The sequence below is a fragment of the Lentilactobacillus otakiensis DSM 19908 = JCM 15040 genome (genome assembly GCF_001434145.1).
Lineage (GTDB): Bacteria > Bacillota > Bacilli > Lactobacillales > Lactobacillaceae > Lentilactobacillus > Lentilactobacillus otakiensis.
The window spans coordinates 157508-180306 of record NZ_AZED01000005.1; the positions used below are offsets into that span (position 1 = coordinate 157508).

Below are 22799 nucleotides of genomic sequence, written 5' to 3' on the forward strand. Positions count from 1 at the left end.
TTTTGTTTTCTATTTATCATTTGAAGTATTGGTAGGATCCGGGTAACCAGGGGCCCAATGGTTAATCGGGCCAAATTTATGGCCAACCTGGATTTCGTTTTCAATGGCAATATCGACAAACTTCTTGGCAATCCTGACAGAAGTTTCAATGTCATTTCCGCGAGCAAGTTCAGCGGCGATACATGCCGATAAACTGTCGCCAGTCCCATTCTTGCGGTCGGTATCAAAGAAGTCACCGGTTAGCCAGAAACTTTTACCTGATTCCAGCAACACGTAATCGGAAACTTCTTTTTGGCCGGGATGGTGGTGGCTGCCTTTGATCATGATATTGTCAGCGCCAAGGTCCTTGAGCTTTTGAGCGGCGGCAATCATATCATCTTTAGTATTGATTTCCATTTCGGCCAACTTTTGAGCTTCAAAGAAATTAGGCGTGATGACAGTCGCTAACGGAATTAATTCATCTCGCAGTGTCTTGTAGGCACTCTCTTCCAGCAGCATGTTACCATGCTTGGTGGTGATAACCGGGTCAACCACTAATGGGCCAAAGTCGTACTTTTGATAATTTTTAATCACGGTTCGAATTAATTCAGTGTCGGCCAGCATTCCGGTCTTGCTTGCCCTGACCTGGTAATCGTCAGCTAAATCTTTGAATTCCTGATCGATAAACGAGGTTGGCAGGGTCACTGAATCGTGAATCCCATAACTGTTACCGGCCACCGCTGCGGTCATCACGGCGGTCCCGTAGATGTGACGCCTGAAAAATGTATGTAAATCTGCCTGCATGCCGGCACTGCCATCGCTGTCAGAGCCTGCAATTGTCAATGCTTGTGGATATTGTTCTGTCAAATTAATCACCTCAACCATTCATTTAATTATTAAGAATACCACATATAATTAGAAATCATAGAGAAACAGCAGATTGATTTGCGTTCCAACCTAAACTTGTATTATAATAATTTAGTCTATTGGAATTATGAAATCATAATACAAAATAAGGAGAGTCTAATTATGCGAATTTGTCATCCACACGGCGTACAAGGACGTCGTCCAGTTAACCGTAAAAAAGATATCAAGCGAAACAAAGAATTATCAGACTTGCAACATTTCTTGAAGCAAAAACCAGCCAAGTAATTCTTTTTAGAAAAGCCAACCGGAATTTCCGGCTGGCTTTTTCTTTTACAGTGTTGCCACGGCCTCAAAGGTTTCAACATCCTTTTCAGTCCCGATAATCGTCACGATGTCACCAGGCTTGGTGATTGTCGATTGATTAGGAATAATCGCACCGTCCTCATCAGCGTGAGAAAGGGCAATCATTGAAATTCGGTAACGGTTGGTCAAGTTGAGCTCTTTTAATGTCTTATTAAATAATTTTGGATTCGTTAATTCAAACTCGATGACTGACAGTTCACCCTTTAATTTCAAATCGTTCAAAATCTTCGGTTCCATCACGTGCAAAGCAATTCGCTGGCCCATGTCGCGTTCAGGCTGGATGACTTCATCAGCCCCTAATTTTTCTAAAACTTTGGCATGACGCGCATTCTCAGCTTTACAGATTAAGTGTTTGACGCCTAACTCTTCACAAATCATGGTGGTCATGATGCTGGCTTCCAAATCGGTTCCGATGGCGACAAAAACGTTGTCAAAGTTACCAATTCCAAGCTGTCTTAACGCTAATTCATTTTGGGTATCGGCAACGATGGCTTCAGTGGCTGTATCACGGAATTCATTGACACGAGCTTCACTTTTATCGATGACCAAAACCTCTTGATCGTGTTCCAGTAAAGTATTGACGATGCTGGAGCCGAAGAGGCCAAGGCCGATGACTGCGTAGTTTTGTTTCATTTTGGGGGTGCTCCTTTTGGTTGGAATTTTTGGCTTTTATTTGGTGGTGGGTTTGCTTTTATATAGTTGAAATGTGCTCCGACGACCCTGACCCCTACTGCATAAGGCAATTCATTCAACAAGAAACAAAGTGCGTTCCTTATTGAATGAATCGCCTTATGCTCCGGGGTCACCCAGGTCTCGTCGCACTCTATCCGATCATCACATTCTCCTCCGGATACCGGAAGGCGTCTTCCGGTCTCTTTGAGGTTAACAGGGAATACATCACGGTAAAGATGCCGACTCTGCCCATGAACATTAAGGCTGCGAAGATTAATTTACCAATCACGCTTAAATGTGCCACCAGTCCCAGGCTAAAGCCGGTGGTTCCGAATGCCGACATCACATCAAACATAATATAATCCAATCCCTGGTTTTTAGGAACCGTTTCCGTGAATGTTAGGATCATCGTTGCAATCGACAGGACCACCGCAACCAGGAATACCAGTGACAGTGAGCGGGTGACGTTATCATTACTAAAACGACGGCCCCAGAAGGTTGCGTCTCGTTTGCCACGAAGGGTTGACCACACTCTGATCAGCAGGATGCCGACCGTCGTGGTTTTGATACCACCAGCAGTGGAGCCCGGCGTTCCACCAATTAACATCAGAATCATTGTGAAGAACATACCACCCATTGTGATATGGGTGACCGGCAGGGTGTAAAAACCTGCCGTCCGTGGTGTAACGGCCATGAACCATGTATTCATAATTCGCTGAAAGGTGGTTAAATGACTGCCTTGGCTAAAATCACCTTCCGTCAACATGTACACTACAAAGCTTATCCCAATCAATCCCAGATAAGTGGTCAAAGCTAATTTGGTATGCAGGCTCAAATGGTGATCTTCATGATAGAAAAGGATATCCTTCCACACCAGAAAGCCCAGAGAGCCTGAAATAATTAAAATTGTCAAAACAAACAATAAATACGGATCGGTTTGAAACCGGACGAGACTGTTGTCATATAAATCAAAGCCGGCATTACAGAAGGCACTGATTGAATGGAAAATACTATACCCCAGTCCTTTAACAAAGCCATATCTGGGATAGAAGTCGATAAAAATCAGTCCAGTTCCAAGCAACTGAATTGCCAGAGAAATTCGGACTACTAGAAAAACAACGGAACTGGTGTTGGCAAATGACTGTAAGTTCAAAGACTGCTGGGTAAGCAAACGGGTCGTCAAATCCACTTTTCGTCGCATGAAAACAAACAGCAGCACAGCAAAAGTCATGAAGCCCAAGCCACCAATTTCGACCAGCATCAAGATGACAATTTTACCGAAAATGCTCCAATGAAGGGCGGTGTTGACGACGGTCATGCCAGTGACACACGTGGCCGAGGTCGCCGTAAAGAATGCATTGATATAACCGGTCATGTGGCCGGATTTACTAGCGATCGGCAGCGACAGCAGGAAGGTCCCCACCAAAATGATGATGAGAAACCCCAACGTTAAGATCTGCGGCAGTGCCAATCTAGTTTTCAACTTCAAAGAATCAGTACCTTTCACTTGGCATTTGTGCCAATTTCTAATGATAATTACATATGTATTATCGCACATTCCACAGATTGCGCCCAACTCTGCAGGCAAAATAGACTATAATATTGTTAAATAAGTGATTGTGAGGGATAAATTTTATGCTGATAAAAAATGTCCATATTGAAAACGCTGAAAAAACCAGCGACGTTAAAATTGAAGACGGCAAGTTCGTTAAAATTTCGCCTTCAATCGAGCCAAGCGATGGTGAACAGGTGATCGACGCAACCGATAAATTGATGTTGCCGCCATTCGTTGATCCCCATGTTCATTTGGATGCAACTCAAACTGCTGGGGATCCTGAATGGAATCAGTCTGGTACTTTGTTTGACGGCATTCGCATCTGGAGTGAGCGGAAGAAGAAACTGACGATTGATGATGTCAAAACACGCGCTAAAAAAGCACTCAAAATTCAAGTTGCCAACGGAATTCAATTTGTCCGCAGCCATGTTGACGTGACCGATCCGGATTTGACTGCCCTCAAGGCGTTGATTGAGGTTCGTGATGAAGTTGCCGACCAAGTTGAACTCCAATTGGTCGCTTTTCCTCAAGAAGGAATCCTATCGTATCCAAATGGTAAAGAATTGATGATTGCTGCCGCTGATATGGGTGCCGATGTCATCGGTGGGATTCCCCATTTTGAATTCACACGCGACTACGGTGTCGAATCCCTGAAATTCTTGATGAAAGTTGCTGAAAGCAAAGGCAAGCTGGTGGACGTTCATTGTGATGAGATCGATGATCCTGAATCACGCAACCTCGAAGTTCTGGCAACCCCGGCGCTTGAAAGTGGCATGGGCGACAAAGTCACTGCTAGTCATACGACGGCCATGGGTTCATACAATGATGCCTATACTTACAAACTGTTCCGACTGCTGAAAATGTCCCACATTAATTTCATTGCCAATCCATTGGTCAACACTAACTTGGGTGGCCGTTTTGATACCTATCCCAAGCGTCGAGGAATGACCCGGGTTAAGGAACTATCTGCAGACGGTATCAACGTCGCCTTTGGAGAAGATGACATTAAGGATCCTTGGTATCCAATGGGCAATGGCAATATGCTTGATCCCGTTGAGATGGGAATTCACGTTGGCCATTTGATGGGATACGATGACATTATGAATTCATACCAATTCGTCACCACCAACGCTGCCAAAGCAATGCACGTTACCGGTCACTATGGTATCAAGGTCGGCAAGCCTGCCAACTGTATTATCATGAACAATAATAATTTCTATAATGCATTAAATGAACGTTCTGAAATTCTATACTCCATTCACGATGGCAAAATTTTAGTTCAGACTGAACCCAAACACGTGACAAACAATTTTAACGATTAACATTCCAAATAAAAATGCACTAAGTTTACCTCTGAAAAATTAATTTCAGAAATGAGCTTAGTGCATTTTATCAAATCAAGCTTAATTCGCTTTCTTTTTCTTCACAACAGTCGACTTCTTAACGGCAGCCGGCTTCTTCTTGGGCGCCATGGCAGCTTTTTTGGCTGCTGCAGTTTCCTTGCGCTTACGAGAGCGTTCCTTCAAAATGTCTTTGAGGGCAGTGATATCTTCTTCGTGCAGATCCTTCCACGACTTATACGATGTGTTGGTATCAGTATCGGTGGGTTTAAGGCCGGTATCCAACCAGAACAAGGCTTCAGTCAAGCTTGGAAAGTTGTGCATCCAAAGCGTTTGGCCGTTTTCAGAGTCGAACGCAACGTAAGAACGGGCATGACGTTGTAAAAATGTATGCTTTCGAATTTTGAAAGCTTCACGTTTCCTTGTTAACCGATAATCGGGTAAAATGTACTTACCTTGTTTTTTTAATCGGGGAAAACGTTCGTTTATTTGATCAGACTGGTCTTTCAGAAGCGCCTTGGCTTCTTCGACCGAGATCAATGTGGCTTTAGTTTGGGTCATATTAAGTTTGCCCCCTTTATTTAACATTTTCGCATAGATTTATCTAATTGCAAAGTAGATAGATACATTATAAATAATAATTAACATTTTTTCTGAATTTTTTACATTTAGGAGTCGTTATTTTCATGAAATATTACGCAGTCCAAAAAGGCCGTAAGACAGGGATCTTTACCACTTGGGATGATGCCGAAAAACAAGTCAAGGGATATTCCGGAGCCAAATATAAAAGTTTTAAAACAGAGCTTGAGGCTCGTGACTATCTCAAAGGGAGTACCAGTTCTGCCAAACCGACCAAAGGCCATCGTAAGAAATCAAAGCGGTCGGCACCAAACGAGCATCTTGGGGAAACCGTTGTTTACACTGATGGTGGGTCTCGCAACCACGGCAACGTTCTCGGCGGTCATGTCAAAGCGAGCGATAAAGCTGCCTGGGCTTTCTTGATTAAGGTTGGCAAACAAAAATATTCCAAGTCTGGCGGTGAGTTTGGGGCCACCAACAACAGAATGGAAATTATGGCCCTTCTGGAGGCTCTTAAGTATCTCAAGAGTAAAGACATGCAGAACAACCAAATCGACGTTGTAATGGATTCTAAGTACGTTTTAGACGCCATCCAGATGGGGTGGCTGGCTAGTTGGCGTCGTCATGGCTGGACCAAGAGCAATGGATCAGAACTGCAGAATAAACAACTTTGGCAGCGAATCGATGCCATTCTTACAGATTTTCCAAACATCAAATATTATTGGACCAAAGGGCATGCTTACGATGAGGGCAATATTTTTGTGGATCATTTGCTGAACAAAACCATGGATAAAATGCCTAAAAAAAGTCCTCAGCAGCACAAAACTCACCAGCCGGTTAACAAACCAGCTAACAAGCCTCGACACGCTGAGGCCCATCATCAAATTGATAAACCCAAGCCGGGCCCACAAACCGAGACGTCTGTTCGCGACATTGAAAATAGTTTGAGAAGACTTGGCCTGTTTGACGATGATAATGATGATTAACGATGCATATGATTAGTTGAATGGTACCGACGATCAACTTCTTTGCTCCAAAAGCCACCGGACAATTGAACGGGCTCTTGAACCATGATGAAGGCGTCGGGCGAGATCTCTTTGATTTGTTCCATCAAGCGGCGATCAGCTTTTCGGGGTGCCAAGATACTCAGAACCAATCGGGCACCGGCACGACCTTCAGCACGGCTGACAGTAACCCCGTAACCGAGCTCCCGCAACTTTTCCGCCAATTCCTCGTTATGCGCATGGATCGGATTAGTTGGATCTATCTGAACGGTTACCTCAAAGTTGACGTAGCCCAAGGCAATCTTGTCTTCAATGATGATTCCGATATAGATACCAACACCAAATCCAACCGCATATGCGGCGATGTTTAACGGACTATCAATATGCTGCAGGGCGATTGCCAATGCCATCACGTAGACGAACTCTTCGCCGACGGCCACAATTGGCGCCAAGAAGAGGTGGCCCTTAACAACCAGCATCGTTCTGAAGGTATTAATCGAAATGTATAACGCGTTTAATACAAAAATTGTGATTGCAAGTTTCATTAATTAGTTTCCTCCCGATCCGTTTAATTTAAGTCTATCACTTTTACCAAAATTGTTACCAAAAAGCACGCCATTTCCTATTAGAATAGGCGTTGACGAATTGTTAACGTTGACAACTATTGTATTTAACGGTATTCTAAACGTTGAATAATATTTAAAAGTAAGGGTTGCTGACCTAATGAATAATATTAATTTAATCCCATATTTGACGTTCGAAAACACCAAAGAAGCTTTGGATTATTATCAGACTGTCTTTGGTGCGACAAATATTGAACGTGAATCCCCAACTGAAAAACAGGCGGAAGACATGTCGCTTAACGACGATGTTAATCTTGACGACCTTACAATGCAGGCCAGCTTTAACGTTTTAGGCAAGCAAGTCTTTTGTGCGGACAGCTTTCTGGGCAAGCCAGTCATTTCATCAATGATCTCGTTGATGTTTGAAGTTGATCTGCATGATTCTGATGCACTTTCTGCATTGCAGGATTTGTATGAACGGGTCGTTGAATCCGAACAAGTCAAAGTAATCGTAACTTTTGAAAAGAAATCTTCTGGTAATAAGTATGGCCAGATAGTTGATAAATATGGTATCACTTGGATCTTTAACGCAGTTAAGTAATTCAAATGACCGTTGGGGCTGAAAACACGTTTGTTGTTTTCGGCCCTTTTTTCATAAAAAGGGGTGTCTCAAATGACAGATTTTTCAAAAATCAAAGGGGTATTGTTTGATCTCAATGGCATCATCACCGATTCTTGGCTTTACCACAGCAAATCTTGGCGTCAAGTTGCCGAAAGTATTGGCATCCAGTGGAGCTCAGATTTAGAAGAGGCAATCAAAGGCCGTGACCGGATTGATTCTTTGAATGAGATTTTACGAGTTGGTGGACTAGAAAACAAGTACTCTGAGCAAGAAAAAGAAGCCCTTGCCGATAAAAAGAATGACATTTATCAGCAAATGCTTGAGATTATGAATCCAAATGATATTTTGCCGGGGATTCATGATTTTCTGGCAGAATTGCGAACCAACAATTATCAAATGATTATTGCTTCGGCATCCGCTAATGCTCCCAAAGAAATCAAGAAGCTCGAATTGGAAGATTATTTTCCCCTGATTGTCGATCTGAAAGGAATCAAGCATAACAAGCCAGCTCCGGATGTATATTTGAAGGCGGCAGAGATGTTGCACCTGAACGTTGATCAATGCATTGGGATAGATGATGGCGTTGTCGGCGTTGAGTCAATCAACGCTGCCAAGGTCGTCTCCATTGGCGTTGGTGATCCAACCGTCTTGAACATGGCAGATATTAATTTCAAATCGACTAAAGAATTAACTTTAGCCAACATTCGTCAGAACTGGCCTAAGTGATCAGTTAGGTATTGCTTTAACACGACGGCTTGATTATTTTCCCGGTCCTTGGCACCATACAAGAGAATGACATCGCCGGCTTTGAGGTGGTCACCAACTAATTTGATGAAATTCTTGGTTTGAGGGTTGGCGTTCAGTTCGTCAATATATTTGGTTTTAAAATCTGGAAACTTTTCCGGATCGTGTGAAAACCAAGTTCGGAGTTCTTTGGATGGGGCAATTTCTTTTTCCCATTGATCGAGCTTGGCGTTCACCTTGGAAATTCCCCGCGGCCACAAACGATCGACTAAGACTCGATAGCCTGAGAGATCCTGTGGCTTGTCATAAATTCGTTCTAATTTTAATTGCATATGATAACCTCCACTTATTTTGACGAAAGGACTGGTTGATTTGAACCAAGACCCATTTTATTCCAGCGGCACCACCGACGAGATTTCAAAGAAAATCTTGGGGATGCTGCTTACATATGATTCACCGAAAGGCATGGTGGGCGGCCGGATTGTTGAAACCGAAGCTTATATGGGTCAACAAGATTCTGCTGCCCATGCCTTTAAAGGCAGACGGACGCCTTCCAACGATCCGCTCTATGGCCCGCCAGGTACAGTGTACATCTATTCGATTCACGGCCGCTACCTCTTGGATGTGGCAGCGCAAGAAAAGGATGTGCCCCAAGGAATTTTGATTCGGGCAATTGAGCCGACAATCGGCCTGTCAATTATGGAAGCGAACCGAACCAAACACGGCGTGGACTTAACGAACGGCCCAGGCAAGCTCATGGAAGCCTTTGGAATTGCGGACAAAAAGATGAATATGGAAATATTCGGTGACAGCAAGCTTGATATTCATCAAGATGACAAAAAAATCCCGGCTCAAATTGAAGAATCCAATCGAATCGGGGTTGCAAATCAGGGGAGCTGGGCGACTAAGCCCCTGAGATATTTTGTTAAGGGCAATCCCTATGTGTCAGGAATTAGGAAGCGTGATTTTGATAAAGAAAATCATGGTTGGCGTTAGTTGTTTCGGTGAGCAATTTTTGCTGAAACTGCACTGGCAATCGCGCCGACAATATCATCAATAAATGTATTGGATGTGCCATCTTTGGCTTCATCCAATTTTTTTGTGACGCCAGTTTTTTCGCGATCCACATAGCCATAATTAGTAATGCCAATGGTGCCGTAAATATTGGCGATGTTTAAGGCAATGCCTTCATCGACACCAAAAACACCGGAATCGTTCATGATGATACTTTCCAGCGGTTCTTTGATTTTGCCCTCAGTTGCCAAACGGTCAAGTTCGAGTCCAACCATGGCATTGTTGAGAACTTCTCGTTTGTGCAGCACGTCGATGGTGTCTTTTTTGACTTCGTCCATTTGAATATCTGGGACGAATTTCTTTTGCAGGTTATAAGCCATTTGGGCGATGTCCTCATAGGTGACACCGCGATCCTTTAAGGCTTGAATCACAAATTCATAGGCCGCTGTGTCAGGAAATTTAAAGCTTTTGTTGTTCATGTAATCATTCCTTCCTGTACAAGTTGTATGGACTTTTGGTTACAGAATTGTTCTACAATTCTATTTGAGTCTAAACAAATGGCCGGAACAAATTGCCCCGGCCGTTTGATATATTTTAATTAAAGCAGATATTTTGCGTCAATATCTGGGTCTTGAGAAGTTAAGATCTTCGGACCATCCTTAGTGATTGCCAAGGTATGCTCATATTGAGCTGAAGGTGTGCCATCAGCTGAAACGTAGTATGTCCAGTCATCTTTCTTGTCGTAACGATCGGCAATTTCCCATGTACCAGTGTTAACCATTGGTTCGATGGTGATGGTCATACCTTCCTTCAAACGAAGGCCTTGACCAGGGACACCATATGCAGGAACGTTTGGCTCTTCATGAATTGAAGGTTGGATACCGTGGCCAATCAGCTCACGGACGTCACCCATGTGGTTCTCGTCTTCAACATAAGTCTGAACAGCGTTACCAATATCACCGAGCCGGTTACCAATAACTGCTTGGTCGATACCAAGATACAAACCTTTGCGGGTAACTTCCATCAATTTCTTGATCTCGTCGCTGACTTCACCAACGGCATATGTCCAGCAAGAATCACTTTCGAAGCCGTCTTTGTTGACACACATGTCAACTTTGAGAATGTCACCGTTCTTCAATTTTAAGCCTTTACGGGGAATGCCGTGTGCAACTTCATCGTTGATGGAGATACATGTGGCAAACTTGTAACCGTCAAAGCCCATTTCTGAAGGGTAGGCATCGTGATCTTTGATGTAACGACGGGCAAATAATTCAATGTCCCAAGTGTCCAAACCTGGCTTGATCATTTTGCGAAGTTCCTTATGAACCCCAGCCAAAACTGCGCCTGATTCAGCCATCTTTTCAATTTCTCGTGGTGATTTTAATGTAATCAATATTCTACTTCCTTTTTTGATAAATCTTTATAAGGTACTCATCTATTAAAACATAAAAAATGGCCAACCGGCCACATTTTAACTTATTCCATCAATGATTCCCTTTTGGAGGGCTTCCAAGATTAATTTAACTTCTGTAATCTTTGAATCTACCAGGTATTGCATGGTTTCGTCTTTGTCTTTCTTGGCGGAACTCATCTGGTCATTTAAAAACTTGAGCTGCGAATGAAGATATTCTGTTAAGTTCATGGTATCACCTCTCCAATTACTCTTTATATATATTATATCCTAATAATCATTAGTTTACATTAAAACGGAATTTTTACAAATTATTTGTTCACAGATTGGAATTGTTCTAATCTAAAAGAGTAGAATGAAATTTGGAGGGGATAGAAATGGTTAATAATATTTGGTTACGCTGGTTCTTTGTACTGCTATATTTTGTGATGGGTATTTTACTGTTCATGGGGATGAACATGGTTGTCATGTATCTCATGGTCGTCGGAATGTTTTTAGAAGCATTGTGCAGCCTAATCGGTTATTATCATAGTAAATAAGTGAATTTGAGTATCAGTATCCAGTAACCGTTCTGAGGTGGATAAAATGACAAAATATTATCTAGGTGTGGATCTTGGCGGCACGAATATTAAAGCCGGGCTGTTTGATGAGGACTTTCAAACGGTTGAGAAATTACATAAGCCAACTCACGAAGAAGAAGGGCCGACTGCGGTTTTAAATCGAATTTGGGCGTGCTGTCAGGAATTAATGGCTGCCGCTAAGATTCAAGCGGATGATATTTTGGCAGCAGGCTTTGGCATTCCCGGTCAAATGGACGTTGAAAAAGGCATCTCAATATTTTCGCCCAATTTTACCGATTGGCAAGACATCCCGGTGGCTAAATGGCTGCATGCAAAGCTGGGTAAGCCAGTCTTCATCGATAACGATGTCCGGGTTAATTTGTATGGTGAAATGGCGTTTGGTGCAGGCAGGGGCCATCGAAACGTGGTTTTAGTCACGATTGGAACTGGCCTTGGCGCTGCCATTTTGATTAACGGTCAAGTGCTGTATGGTGCCTCAAATAGTGTCGGCGAGATTGGCCACATGAACATGTATCGTCATGGCAGACCATGTGCATGCGGCAGTTCAGGCTGCCTCGGCCGTTATGTTTCTGCTCGAGGAATCGTCAAGACGATGCAGGAAAAATTAGCAGACGGCCAAACAAGCATGGTTGGTGACTGGATGGCACGAGGCCAGGAGTTAACCACCAAGTTGATCTCGGAAGCCGTTGCTCAAGGTGATGTAACTGCGATTGACGTTTTCAAGGAAACTGGCGAACTGTTGGGTTTCGGTTTGGGTAACGTGATTAATTTATACAATCCCGAAGAATTAATTCTAGGTGGTGGGGTGGCCGCTGCCGGCGAACCGCTGTTTAAATATACTCGTGATACGCTGGCCCATCATTCCCTGCCGGTTGCCCGCGAAGCATGCCAAGTGTCAATGGCTCAGTTGGGTGATGAAGCTGGGATGGTTGGTGCTACGGTGTATGCGGGACAGAAAATTAGTGCCTCGGGGTCCACTGATTGATCCACGTTGTTAGTGGATAATATTAGATATAAAAATGGCATTTAACCTTTTTGGTTAAATGCCATTTTTTCTGTTTGTGTTTTTGCTTTTATTTGGATTAAACGTGTTCCCCAAGCCAGCTTCCTCCGCTTTATCCAATAACGAGTCTTGATGCAAGACCCGCATCAAAACTCGTTATTACATAAATGCTCGGAAGCTAAGCGGCTTGGCTCACACTCTGCTTCCTACCAAATCTTCACCCTATCCTCAGGCTTCAAATACATCCCATCTCCATCCTTCACATCGAATGTCGAATAGAAATCATCCAAATTCTTCACCTGGACATTGGCACGTAATTCCGCCGGGGCATGGACATCGATATTTAGTAGTAATTGCTTATACTGCTCGGTGGCCTTCATTCGCCATACCTTGGCCCAGTTGATGAAGAAGTCGTACAGATTGTAGTCATCCTCATTCTTGGCGGCTTCGTTGGCACAGCTCAAGCCACCACCGTCAGCGATATTTTCCGAAACGGTTAATTTACCATTTACCTTACCACCTGCATATGGGATGCCGTCAAATTCGTTGATCATTTTATCAGCCAATTTTGAGAAGTGGTCGTGATCTTCTTTGGTCCACCAGTTATTTAAGTTTCCTAATTCATCGAACAGGGAACCGTTGTTATCAAAGGCGTGGGAGATTTCGTGGGCGATAACCGCACCAATCCCACCATAATTTTGACTGGAAGTTTGCTTCAAGCTATAAAACGGTGCTTGAAGGATGGCCGCAGGGAAGACGATGATGTTCTTGAATGGTTCATAATACGCGTTAACCGTTGCCGCACTCATTTCCCACTTTGTCCGGTCAACTGGTTTACCGAGTTTTTCAAAGGTATCCTGGACAGTGATTGAGCCAAAATTGGACATGTTCTCAAAGAGTGTGCCGCCTTCATTTTCAGGCGTTACCTTGAATTTATACTCCAATTCGTCAATATGGTCAGGATAGCCAACTTGCAGCTCCAATTTATCAAGCTTCAAAATGGCCTTTTCGCGGGTATCTTTTCCCAACCACGTGTTATTGCTTAAGCGATTCTTGTAAACGTTAATCATGTTGCGAACCATGTGTTCAACGTCAGCCTTGGCTTTCGGGCCAAAATATTTCTTGGCATAGTAGTCACCGATCGTCTGGCCAAAAGTTCCTTCAGCGAGGTAGAAAGCGGACTTCTTTTGAGGAGTGGCTTCCTTTTTACCTGACAATGCACGGCTGAATACAGATCCAGTCTGACGGAATTCTTCTGATAAATAACTGGAAGCAGAACGAATCATGTTGACCAGCATCCAGTTCTTCATGTCCTTGAAGGTGTCGCCATTAACTAAGCCGTCAAATCGTTCGTAGAATTTTGGTTCGGTCACAATGACTTGTTCTGGTGCCTTGCCAAACAAAGCATCTGCCAAGTTCATGAAATCAATGTGTGAACTTGATTCTGAGAAGTACGCGAACTTCTGTGGGTTGTACATTTTGCTGTAATCGGCTGACTCCTCGGCTGATTTAACATTTGGCGCAATTTTGGCATCGAAACGTTTGGCAGATTCGACGATTTCATCGGCTTCATTACTGCTATAATCAGCGAGAACAAGCAATTGGCTGGCCATCTTGGTGAAGACGGGCATTAATTGTTTGTAAGCTGGATTGTTATTTTCGTAGTAAGTCCGATCTGGTAGGAACAAGCCTGGAACTGATGCAAACAAGGCATTGACCTGGGTATTCTTCATATCAGGTTCAACCCAGAAACCAAATGGTAATGGGAAGCCTTGCTTGACCAATTCAGGTAATTGCTTATTCAAATCATCAAAGCTGGTAATGTTTTCGATCTTTTCCAAATACGGTTTTAATGGTTCGGCACCATCCGCGTCCCGCTTCTTATAATTACGGGCTAATTCATACAACTTTAAGAATTCAGAGAAGGGCGCTTTTTGTGGTTGGTTCTCTTTGATAATGTCATCGAGGTCGCTCATCAATTGTTTGTCGATGTTATCGTTAAGATCCATGAAGCCACCGGTTGACGAATGGTCTGCTGGAATCTTGGCAGTCTTTTCCCAACGGCCGTTGACGGCTTTGTAGAGGTCGTCCTTTAGCAATGACTTATCGACTGAATCTTCAGCGGGTTGGTCGGATTGACCACCTTGTGCTTCGTTGGTTTTTAAGATTAGTTTTTTCAAGTGAAGTCCTCCTTTAATTTTGTTGGACAGGTACTAAAACAGCGTTATCTGAAACACTTTCTATGTAATCTAGTATACTCAATATGAGAAATAAATGTGGAGATTGTTAACATTCTCCCAGCTATTTTTCCGGTGTTTAATCTATTATAAAGTTGTTACTAAATGATTCCTTAGGGGGCTTCACTTTGGACGAAAAGGAAATTTTTAACCGTGAGAAATCTTTTCGATATAACGGAGATCGGGATCTAAAAATTAGCAAGATTCCAACTTCCGCCACCGTTGAAGATTTAAGCAAGGATGATATTAAAGCACGAATTGAAAAGAACATTGGCACGTTGCAAGATTTACAGGGAAAATTGTATGCGCAAAACCATTTTGGTGTCCTGGTGATTTTCCAGGGGATGGATGGTTCAGGTAAGGACAGTATGATTCGTCATATCTTGAGCGGGGTGAATCCTCAAGGCATCGAAGTAACCAGTTTTAAATCACCCACTTCCATTGAATTAAGTCACGACTATCTCTGGCGGATTCATCGTCATGTTCCGGAACACGGTATTATTGGGATTTTTAACCGATCTTATTACGAAGATGTTTTGATCAGCCGCGTTCACCCGGAGATGATTGTGAATGCCAAAATTGGCGCAATCACCAAGCTCGAACAGGTTGACAATAAGTTTTTTGACGGCCGTTTTAAGGATATCAACTTCTTTGAGGATTACCTGACCAGAAATGGCTTCATGGTATTAAAATTCTTTCTCCACATGTCTGCCGATGAGCAGCGCGATCGGTTCAAACGTCGAATTGAGCTGCCGGATCACAATTGGAAATTTGCTTCTGCAGATATTAAGGAACGCCGTTACTTCAACGATTATCAAAAGGCTTATGAGGACGCCATTGAGCACACGGCTAATAAAACTAATCCATGGTACATTATTCCATCTGATGACAAATGGTATTCACGGCTTTGTGTTTCGGACATCATTGATCGCCGGATGAAGGAATTGCCACTCAGATATCCGGACTTACCTGATTCAGAAAAGGCTGAGTTGGAGGAAGCTTTAGCCGAATTGGAAAAAGTTCCCGACAAAGCAAAAAAAGAATAAGCAAAATTGAAAGCGTTACCAGAATGCAAATGTTACAAATTGTGTTCTGGCAACGTTTTCATGGTGTTTTCACTTGCAGAATGGTAACGAGGGCCTAAAATGAAAATTAGTAGATGATTAATAAATATCATTTACAAAAATAAATGTGCGTTGTTATTTGATTGGACACAATTTTGAGAGAAAGGGAGTCTTACGATGACAGTCGCAACTCAAGCACAATTCAAGGAAGCATTAGGTTCAAAAGAAATGTTTAATGATTTTATTTCAAATTATTTTGCATCTCACAAGGTATTATCTGGTAGTTATGATGATGGAATTTATTTTGAAAACTATCAAGTCCATTTGGACAGTAAGAATGGCTTGGTAATCACCTTGGTTACAGGTTCATACACTGGCCAAGCATTTCCAATAAAGGATACTGAAAATATTTCAGTTGAAGAATTCCGTCAATTGATTCTCAATAAGAAATTTGCGGATAAGGGTGCTTCGCTGTCAGATGTTTTCCACATGACGGCGGATACGATTGATCGTTAAGCTTAATTTCCACGCATTATTTTTATCCCCTGATAAGACAAAGTGTTATGAGATTCATGACAATTAAAAAGGCCATGGTCCATAGCGCAAGTTTTCATAATAATATAGATTTGCAAGCTAGAAAGGCTGGGACAAAAGCGTTAACTTTTGCTCTAGCCTTTTTTGGTTGCTCCCTTAAATTCTGGGATCAAACCGCCTTTTCTGACTTCCATTTTTTATTTGCCATTTTTCAATCGAATAAATGAGTTTGAATTTTGTACGAATTCCACGTATCATGAAACATAATAGCGACAGAGGGGACCGCTAATTCTATCATTAGGAGGTCCATTTTTTATGATTCAGCAATTAATTCCCAAGCTTAAGCAACACCATGCTTTAGCGATTTATCTGATCTTTTTTGGACTGGCAGCTCTAACAGTTTTACCATTTTGGACAACCATGCACTTATACTCCGGACCCGACCTGCAATTTCATTTAAGTCGAATTCAGGAAATGTTTGATAATCTAAAAAACGGGGCACCGATTAGTCACATTGCGACGCGAACATTTAATCAAATTGGTGATGCGGCAGTCGCATGTTATCCGTGGATTTGGCTGTACATATTTGCCGGGCTGAAATTTATTCTTTCACCCATCAGCGCAATCTACTTTACATACGTGCTGATTATTTTTGTGACACTGGTTGTTTCCTACCACAGTATGAAGCTGATTTCTAAATCCACTAAAATTTCCTTTTACTTTGCGATTCTGTACGGCCTCACAACTTATTTGGTCATGGAAATGATTACCACTCAGTTTGGTGAATTCTTGGCGTACCCATTCATTCCACTAGCCTTTGCCGGGCTGTATGAAATTATGTTCAACAATTACAAACGTTGGTATTTGTTAACAATTGGGGTCACGGGAATCATGTACAGTCACGCACCGACCACGTTGATTATCGTGGTTGCTTTACTCATCTTTTACCTGGTGTTTTTTGCCAAACAACCTGAGAAAGAGCGAGCAAGACGTTTGATGTACATCGCCATTTCGGCCGGATACAGTTTGATTCTCAGCTTAATTGTTTGGGGACCGTTGGCAGTGCTGTCATTGAGTCAAAAACTGATGCGTCCCAATCCGCAGACATTGTACGCAGATCCTCAAAGCCTCTTTACCTGGTTTAATCAAAGTATTGCCAATAAAGGGATGGGGATGATTTTGCTATTCATGTTCATCTTTGGCTTCTTGTTTCTCAAACAGGTACCGCGGGTTGGCCGTTATGCCTACTTTGGCAGTCTGGTAACGTTCTTTATTCTGTCCAACTTATTCCCGTGGAATGTTATTCATCATATCCCACTTCTGAAAGGTATCGAGGCGATTCAAAGTGGCCATCGAATTATCCCGGTCGCTCTGATGTTCATTGCTGCGTTTGGTGCTTACCTGCTGGGGGTGAAGTTTAGCAACAAGATGATTGGTTCCAGCGCTTTGCTAATTGTCTTTAGCCTGTGCCTAATCAACTCATTTGACTATTCGGCGATGTATTCGATGAACATTACAACAGATCAAAATCCATTTGATAACCAGTACAACCGAACAAGTCAGCCGGAACTAACATATAAAGCAACACCGACTCGTCAAATTCCTCGATCAAATATGAATCTGCAGAACTACAAGGTCAACAATCAGGATTATAATAATCAATTCCCAACGGATAACGGTTCCGGCCGGACAGATTATCTGCCGGTTGCGGCAGGCAAACATATTGATGATCTCGCAAACAAGGTTGCTATTTTAAATGGCCAACAGTTCAATATTTCATCATCAAGTTTGCATCCTGGCACTAATTCCCTTCGTTATAATTTGGTTGTCCCAATGAAGGAAGGCACGACGCTGGATTTGCCATTTGTCCAGTATGCGGGGATGAATTATACCGTAAAATTTAATGGTAAAACTGTTAAGACGCCGCAGACATCGTCACGGGGAACCTTCAAGTTGACGATTCCTAAGACTGTCAAAAGTGCCAAAATTAGCATTCAAAGTCATGGTACCAAATTTAATGGGCTGTTCATTGGCCTGTCCATCCTGGGTTGGCTGGGGCTGTTGGTACTGGCGATAGTTAAAAAATATCGATAAAAAACGTTTTATATTCTTCAATAAAGAGGCCGGAACAAAAGCTTACACTTTTGTTCCGGCCTCATTTTTGATATGTGTTTTTATAAATGTTTATTCTGATCTTCTTGATCCTTTGAATATTTAGAAAAGAAATATAAAATTCCAACGAGTGCAATCACCACAATCAATAGCTGCAGCCACCAGATAATGCTATATTGGACCGCATTGCCGGCAAATAGTGACATCAAACCAACCGCAGCCGCACAAATGCTGAGCCAGAAGGCCGGCTCGCGATAGAAATTTTTATTATATGACATGCTTGCCATCTCCCTCAAAAGTGCAAACAGACAGCCCATAAATTTAGCTTAATTATAACCCGTTTGTTATTGGTTGGGGGAGATAATCACCCGGTAATTTTGCTACTTATTTTGCGCTTTTTGGCGTTCTTTGAGCTTCTTGTTGATTCGATTGATTTTGACGTTTCCCGAAAGAAAAACAATGAACCAGGCAATTGCGTAAATGATGACATATTCAAGAATGAATCCAAGCCAAAATGTCATGTTTGACCACAGTACCCAGTTATTAATCGCCATCATGGCAAGCACAGCTAAGAATGTGATTACAAAATGAATTGGTAATTCGATTCGAATGTCGTCGAGGGAGAATATTCCGCTAAAGATACCAATCAGCCCACCCATGATCATAATACTTAAGATGTTTTTGACCGTTGGGAAATTCGACTGAGCACCAGCGGCCAGTAGCAGCAAATAGATTACTGAAGCAATCTCAACCCCATTGATGAACAGTCTGCCAATTAATTTAAATTGTTTCTTCATAATTTCACCTTCACAGTCCAAGCCGATGCTCCAAGACATTAAGATACTTTCGGCTGATATCCGTTTTTAATTTGTCGGTTAAGATGGCTGTCATGCCACCGGTAAAGCTGGCTTCTAACGATTGGAGATGGTTGATGTTCACTGCAGCATGCTTGGAAACCTGGACAAAGTCTGGATTGTTTAATCTATCAATCAACGCATACAGTCGACCTTTAGTGGGGATGACCTTTTCCTTGGTGTACACGTTCAAGTCGTTTCCGGACACATCAATCAAGATGATATTTTCCGGCTGGACCAAATAGACATGGTCATCCGACTTAATCGGAACAACAGCCGGCGGCATCGACTGATAGTTCTTGAGGTAGGCAATCAGCTCATCGATTTCTAAAGAGCGTTCCTTGGCAGACAAAGTGATTTCAATGTCACCATCATTCAATTGTGTATTTTGCTGAAAATGGATTTCCATTCAAATCGCTCCTTCAACGCTAGCCGATCGTTGTGACGGCACTTTGATGTTTCTTAACCAATTCTGTCACGAAGATGAGCAAAATGCTACCCAAAAGTGTGTATCCGATAACCGCATAGCTCTGATTCATGGTCAGCAGGTGGTTCCAGTCGAGCTGAATGCCCATTTCCTTGTTGAAATAGTGCAAAGCTTGACCGCTTCCAAACACCGAGTGAATCTTGTCATTCATCATGATTTGCCGATACAGCGAGGCGACATACGCACCGGGCGTGAATTTGATGATTGTCTGGGCAAAGTTCGGCAGCGCCCCAATCGGAATATAGGTACCAACTAGGAATCCAGCGGCAGCACTGATGACTGAATCGATTGCACTCATCGTTTCGATCCGGTGGACGAATTGAACAATGATCATGTTGATGGCAACGGCTAAGAGCGAACTGGCGATTGCCAAAACGACCAGCTGTACGGTTTTCGGCCAGGGAATTGCCAGACCGTCGACCAGAGCAAAATAACCCAGCATGACCACTAACATCACCAGCTGCATAATGAAGCCAATGATGGCCGCACTGAGCATGTAGCTGATTTTAATTTTGAACGGGGAGGCATCTGTTAGATAGAAGTCTTTTAAGACGCCTTTTGATTCGTCGATGACCATGCGACCCAATGTCGTTAGAGTCGTCGTGATTGCTGTTACTGAAAGCGTACCGCCAATCAGCCAAAGATCCATCATAATCGTGGCATTGGGCATGTGATGCCATTCCTGAACCATAGAATGTTTTAGAAATACCACGAACAGGATAAATGAAATCATGGCTCCGAACAGTGAGAAGAAGACACTGGTCTTGTTCTTGAAATAAAGCATTAAATTGCGTTGGCATAATGCGAGCATGTTAACGCATCTCCCTTCCAGTCAGTTTTAGAAATGCATCGTCCATCGTCCCATGACGATATTCAAAATTAACAATATATGTTTTAATCGATGCCAATAATTCTAAAGCCTGAGTCGAATTATCCGGCCAGCAGGTGATTTGGTGATCAGCTGATTGGCTCATCATAGTAGCAGGAATTAAATCACTCACTTGCTCTGGCTGATTCGTTTGGATCACTAATTTATTTTTCGAATATTGTTGTTTGATGGTTTCAGCGGAACCTTCGGCAATCACACTGCCATGGTCGATGATATAGACCTCATCTGCATGATCAGCTTCTTCCAAATAGTGAGTGGTTAAAATAATCGTTAGCTGGCGGGTTTCTTGAAGGGTGTGCAGAAGCTGCCAAATGGCTTCTCGAGTTTGAATATCCAAGCCAGTTGTTGGTTCATCCAAGAAGATAACGTTTGGTTTGTTAATCAAGGCCCGCGCAATGTCGACACGCCGTCGTTGTCCACCGGATAAGCTGCCATATTTTTGGTTGATCAGAGAAGTGAGTTCGACTTGTTTGATCAAAGTATCCAGATAATCTCTGGATGAATGTTTATATAACCGACTCCGGACTACCAAGTTTTCTTTGACGGTCAAATTGTCATCTAAAATGCTTTGTTGGAAGACCATGCTGATTCGGGCATCCTTGGCGATTTCAATCGTGCCCGATGTGGGTTTGAGCAGCCCGGTTAACATCGACATGGCAGTTGTTTTGCCAGCTCCATTTGGCCCCAGAATAGCGGTTAGGCTGCCCTCGGCAACTGAGATGTTTAAATGATTGACGGCAATTTGACTGCCAAAAGTTTTGGTTAACTCTCTGGTTTTGATTAACATGACGCTCATCTCCTCTTGATGGTGTTATATTAATCCGTTTTGTGGCGGTTGTGATTGAAACGTCGATGAGTGGTCGGAATGCATTCGTAAGTTGCGAAAATCGACCAGTGAAATCTGGTTGCGATAGAATAAAGGTAGGAGTTGACCGTTAGAACGTGTGTTCGTATAATTGGAATATACATATTCATTCGACTAGTCAGGAGGTGTCATCATGAAACAAGAATCGTTATTTGCCGGTAATCAATCCGGTAACCAGCCATTAGCCAGCCGAGTCCGGCCCAAGACACTGGACCAGTTTGTGGGCCAGCACGAACTCGTTGGCAAGGGAAAGGTTCTTCGAGAAATTATCGAAAGTGATCAATTACCATCGATTATCTTTTGGGGGCCACCTGGTGTTGGCAAAACTACGCTCGCTGAAATTATTGCCCGAAAGACGCAAGCTAAATTTGTGACTTTTAGTGCTGTCACCAGTGGGATCAAAGAGATTCGTGACATTATGAAGGATGCCGAAGCCAACCGGGAGATGGGCGGCAAGACAATCGTGTTTGTCGATGAAATCCATCGATTTAATAAGGCGCAACAGGATGCCTTCCTGCCGTTTGTCGAACGGGGCAGCATCACCTTAATTGGCGCGACTACTGAGAACCCATCATTTGAAATTAATTCAGCCTTACTCTCGCGTTGCAAAGTGTTTGTCCTCCAACCGCTGGAAACTGACGATATCATTCAACTCATTCATCAGACCTTGAACAATCCGGCGGCTTTTCCAAAAGAGACGATTCAAATTGATGAGCAGGCAGTCAAAGAAGTTGCCGAGTTTGCCAATGGCGATGCCCGAGTCGCCTTAAATACTTTGGAAATGGCTGTGAATAACAGTCCTAAGAAGGATGGCCAAGTCACCGTTTCCACAGATAATCTGCATCAATTGATGAATACCAAGTCATTTTTGTATGATAAACATGGTGAAGAGCACTACAACATTATTTCTGCGCTGCATAAATCTATGCGAAACAGCGACCCGGATGCCGCAGTTTATTGGTTGACCAGAATGCTGAGTGGCGGTGAAGATCCACTGTATATTGCCCGACGGATGGTTCGATTTGCCAGTGAAGACATTGGCTTGGCAGATACCAACGCGTTGAACGTGGCGATTAATGTTTTTCAGGCCTGCCAATTTTTGGGGATGCCAGAGTGTAACGTCCATTTGACCGAATGTGCCATTTATTTGTCACTGGCACCCAAGTCCAATGCCGTCTACAAGGCGACCCTAGGGGCTGAACAAGATGTCAAACACTCAATCAATGAACCGGTTCCGTTGCAATTAAGGAATGCGCCGACTTCCTTAATGTCTGAGTTGGGCTACGGTAAAGGTTATCAATACGCGCATGAGTCCAAAGATAAACTAACCAACATGCAGACGATGCCGGATTCATTGGTTGGGCATACGTATTACGCGCCAACCGAGCAAGGTAATGAAATTCGTTTCAAGAAACGTTTGGAACAAATCAAGGCCTGGGAAAAGGCCCACAGAGAGTGAG

General features: G+C 43.0%; 27 protein-coding genes. 12 read left to right on the top strand and 15 right to left on the bottom strand.

Annotation, left to right across the window (positions count from 1 at the left end; translation table 11 throughout):
* Positions 1-9: 9 nt before the first annotated feature.
* A complete protein-coding gene (thiD, locus tag FD05_RS02350; RefSeq protein ID WP_039932919.1) occupies positions 10-864 on the bottom strand; it encodes a bifunctional hydroxymethylpyrimidine kinase/phosphomethylpyrimidine kinase in 855 nt (284 codons plus the stop codon).
* A gap of 144 nt (positions 865-1008) precedes the next feature.
* Between thiD and FD05_RS11885 the strand changes: the two genes are divergently transcribed.
* Positions 1009-1131 (top strand): hypothetical protein, encoded by a 123-nt coding sequence (locus tag FD05_RS11885; protein WP_013728814.1) that lies wholly within the window; start codon positions 1009-1011, stop codon positions 1129-1131.
* Between the two features lie 45 nt (positions 1132-1176).
* Here FD05_RS11885 and FD05_RS02355 read toward each other — a convergent pair whose 3' ends face one another.
* Both FD05_RS02355 and FD05_RS02360 read right to left on the bottom strand, forming a co-directional pair.
* Complete coding sequence (locus FD05_RS02355) at positions 1177-1842, bottom strand: potassium channel family protein (RefSeq protein WP_020281288.1); 666 nt, start codon at positions 1840-1842, stop codon at positions 1177-1179.
* 190 nt (positions 1843-2032) lie between these two features.
* Positions 2033-3370 (bottom strand): TrkH family potassium uptake protein, encoded by a 1338-nt coding sequence (locus tag FD05_RS02360; protein ID WP_039932917.1) that lies wholly within the window; start codon positions 3368-3370, stop codon positions 2033-2035.
* A gap of 146 nt (positions 3371-3516) precedes the next feature.
* Here FD05_RS02360 and codA point away from each other — a divergent pair, with 146 nt between their 5' ends.
* Positions 3517-4758 (top strand): cytosine deaminase, encoded by a 1242-nt coding sequence (gene codA, locus FD05_RS02365; protein ID WP_020281286.1) that lies wholly within the window; start codon positions 3517-3519, stop codon positions 4756-4758.
* Between the two features lie 81 nt (positions 4759-4839).
* On the opposite strand, the gene FD05_RS02370 is transcribed toward codA, so the two are convergent.
* Complete coding sequence (locus FD05_RS02370) at positions 4840-5337, bottom strand: hypothetical protein (RefSeq protein WP_020281285.1); 498 nt, start codon at positions 5335-5337, stop codon at positions 4840-4842.
* A gap of 125 nt (positions 5338-5462) precedes the next feature.
* On the opposite strand from FD05_RS02370, the gene FD05_RS02375 reads away from it, so the two are divergent.
* The gene (locus tag FD05_RS02375) at positions 5463-6341 is read left to right on the top strand and encodes a ribonuclease H family protein (RefSeq protein ID WP_020281284.1); all 879 of its coding nucleotides are present in this window, start codon (positions 5463-5465) and stop codon (positions 6339-6341) included.
* Here the strand turns inward: FD05_RS02375 and FD05_RS02380 are convergent.
* On the bottom strand, positions 6338-6904 hold the full coding sequence (locus FD05_RS02380; protein ID WP_020281283.1) for a DUF2179 domain-containing protein: 567 nt from the start codon (positions 6902-6904) through the stop codon (positions 6338-6340). The genes FD05_RS02375 and FD05_RS02380 overlap by 4 nt on opposite strands.
* Positions 6905-7082: 178 nt before the next feature.
* Here FD05_RS02380 and FD05_RS02385 point away from each other — a divergent pair, with 178 nt between their 5' ends.
* On the top strand, positions 7083-7523 hold the full coding sequence (locus FD05_RS02385; RefSeq protein WP_020281282.1) for a VOC family protein: 441 nt from the start codon (positions 7083-7085) through the stop codon (positions 7521-7523).
* A 72-nt stretch (positions 7524-7595) separates the two neighbouring features.
* Positions 7596-8270, top strand: a complete 675-nt coding sequence (gene pgmB, locus FD05_RS02390; protein WP_020281281.1) for a beta-phosphoglucomutase — start codon at positions 7596-7598, stop codon at positions 8268-8270.
* Here pgmB and FD05_RS02395 read toward each other — a convergent pair.
* On the bottom strand, positions 8252-8620 hold the full coding sequence (locus tag FD05_RS02395) for a DUF488 domain-containing protein (RefSeq protein ID WP_020281280.1): 369 nt from the start codon (positions 8618-8620) through the stop codon (positions 8252-8254). The genes pgmB and FD05_RS02395 overlap by 19 nt on opposite strands.
* A gap of 40 nt (positions 8621-8660) precedes the next feature.
* Between FD05_RS02395 and FD05_RS02400 the strand changes: the two genes are divergently transcribed.
* Positions 8661-9284: a DNA-3-methyladenine glycosylase gene (locus FD05_RS02400; protein WP_020281279.1), complete on the top strand. Its 624-nt coding sequence runs from the start codon at positions 8661-8663 to the stop codon at positions 9282-9284.
* Here FD05_RS02400 and FD05_RS02405 read toward each other — a convergent pair.
* The 3 genes from FD05_RS02405 to FD05_RS11750 form a co-directional block, all read right to left on the bottom strand.
* The gene (locus FD05_RS02405; protein ID WP_020281278.1) at positions 9281-9781 is read right to left on the bottom strand and encodes a phosphatidylglycerophosphatase A family protein; all 501 of its coding nucleotides are present in this window, start codon (positions 9779-9781) and stop codon (positions 9281-9283) included. The two genes, FD05_RS02400 and FD05_RS02405, sit on opposite strands and share 4 nt — an antisense overlap.
* Before the next feature lie 119 nt (positions 9782-9900).
* Positions 9901-10695, bottom strand: a complete 795-nt coding sequence (gene map, locus FD05_RS02410; protein ID WP_020281277.1) for a type I methionyl aminopeptidase — start codon at positions 10693-10695, stop codon at positions 9901-9903.
* Between the two features lie 78 nt (positions 10696-10773).
* On the bottom strand, positions 10774-10944 hold the full coding sequence (locus FD05_RS11750) for a hypothetical protein (RefSeq protein ID WP_013728796.1): 171 nt from the start codon (positions 10942-10944) through the stop codon (positions 10774-10776).
* 146 nt (positions 10945-11090) lie between these two features.
* Between FD05_RS11750 and FD05_RS11755 the strand changes: the two genes are divergently transcribed.
* Both FD05_RS11755 and FD05_RS02415 read left to right on the top strand, forming a co-directional pair.
* The gene (locus tag FD05_RS11755) at positions 11091-11252 is read left to right on the top strand and encodes a hypothetical protein (protein WP_020281276.1); all 162 of its coding nucleotides are present in this window, start codon (positions 11091-11093) and stop codon (positions 11250-11252) included.
* Between the two features lie 46 nt (positions 11253-11298).
* A complete protein-coding gene (locus tag FD05_RS02415; RefSeq protein WP_020281275.1) occupies positions 11299-12279 on the top strand; it encodes an ROK family protein in 981 nt (326 codons plus the stop codon).
* A 224-nt stretch (positions 12280-12503) separates the two neighbouring features.
* Here FD05_RS02415 and FD05_RS02420 read toward each other — a convergent pair whose 3' ends face one another.
* Complete coding sequence (locus tag FD05_RS02420) at positions 12504-14477, bottom strand: M13 family metallopeptidase (protein ID WP_020281273.1); 1974 nt, start codon at positions 14475-14477, stop codon at positions 12504-12506.
* Between the two features lie 185 nt (positions 14478-14662).
* On the opposite strand from FD05_RS02420, the gene FD05_RS02425 reads away from it, so the two are divergent.
* The 3 genes from FD05_RS02425 (at position 14663) to FD05_RS02440 (ending at position 18226) form a co-directional block, all read left to right on the top strand.
* The gene (locus FD05_RS02425; RefSeq protein WP_020281272.1) at positions 14663-15580 is read left to right on the top strand and encodes a PPK2 family polyphosphate kinase; all 918 of its coding nucleotides are present in this window, start codon (positions 14663-14665) and stop codon (positions 15578-15580) included.
* 195 nt (positions 15581-15775) lie between these two features.
* Entirely contained in the window at positions 15776-16114 is a 339-nt protein-coding gene (locus FD05_RS02430; protein ID WP_020281271.1) for a hypothetical protein, read from the top strand.
* A 333-nt stretch (positions 16115-16447) separates the two neighbouring features.
* Positions 16448-18226, top strand: coding sequence for a glycosyltransferase family protein (locus FD05_RS02440; RefSeq protein ID WP_020281270.1), 1779 nt, complete (start codon positions 16448-16450; stop codon positions 18224-18226).
* 80 nt (positions 18227-18306) lie between these two features.
* On the opposite strand, the gene FD05_RS02445 is transcribed toward FD05_RS02440, so the two are convergent.
* The 5 genes from FD05_RS02445 to FD05_RS02465 all read right to left on the bottom strand — a co-directional run bounded on the left by FD05_RS02445 (position 18307) and on the right by FD05_RS02465 (position 21261).
* Positions 18307-18522, bottom strand: a complete 216-nt coding sequence (locus FD05_RS02445; RefSeq protein ID WP_020281269.1) for an NfeD family protein — start codon at positions 18520-18522, stop codon at positions 18307-18309.
* A gap of 102 nt (positions 18523-18624) precedes the next feature.
* Entirely contained in the window at positions 18625-19041 is a 417-nt protein-coding gene (locus tag FD05_RS02450; RefSeq protein WP_039932996.1) for a DUF3021 domain-containing protein, read from the bottom strand.
* A gap of 10 nt (positions 19042-19051) precedes the next feature.
* Positions 19052-19507, bottom strand: a complete 456-nt coding sequence (locus FD05_RS02455; RefSeq protein ID WP_020281267.1) for a LytTR family DNA-binding domain-containing protein — start codon at positions 19505-19507, stop codon at positions 19052-19054.
* 19 nt (positions 19508-19526) lie between these two features.
* The gene (locus FD05_RS02460; RefSeq protein ID WP_039932910.1) at positions 19527-20396 is read right to left on the bottom strand and encodes an ABC transporter permease; all 870 of its coding nucleotides are present in this window, start codon (positions 20394-20396) and stop codon (positions 19527-19529) included.
* Position 20397: 1 nt separating this feature from the next.
* The gene (locus FD05_RS02465) at positions 20398-21261 is read right to left on the bottom strand and encodes an ABC transporter ATP-binding protein (protein ID WP_020281265.1); all 864 of its coding nucleotides are present in this window, start codon (positions 21259-21261) and stop codon (positions 20398-20400) included.
* A gap of 211 nt (positions 21262-21472) precedes the next feature.
* Between FD05_RS02465 and FD05_RS02470 the strand changes: the two genes are divergently transcribed.
* Positions 21473-22798 carry a replication-associated recombination protein A gene (locus FD05_RS02470; protein WP_020281264.1) on the top strand — a complete coding sequence of 442 codons (1326 nt, stop codon included), beginning with the start codon at positions 21473-21475 and terminating at the stop codon, positions 22796-22798.
* The last annotated feature ends 1 nt before the right edge of the window (position 22799 follow it).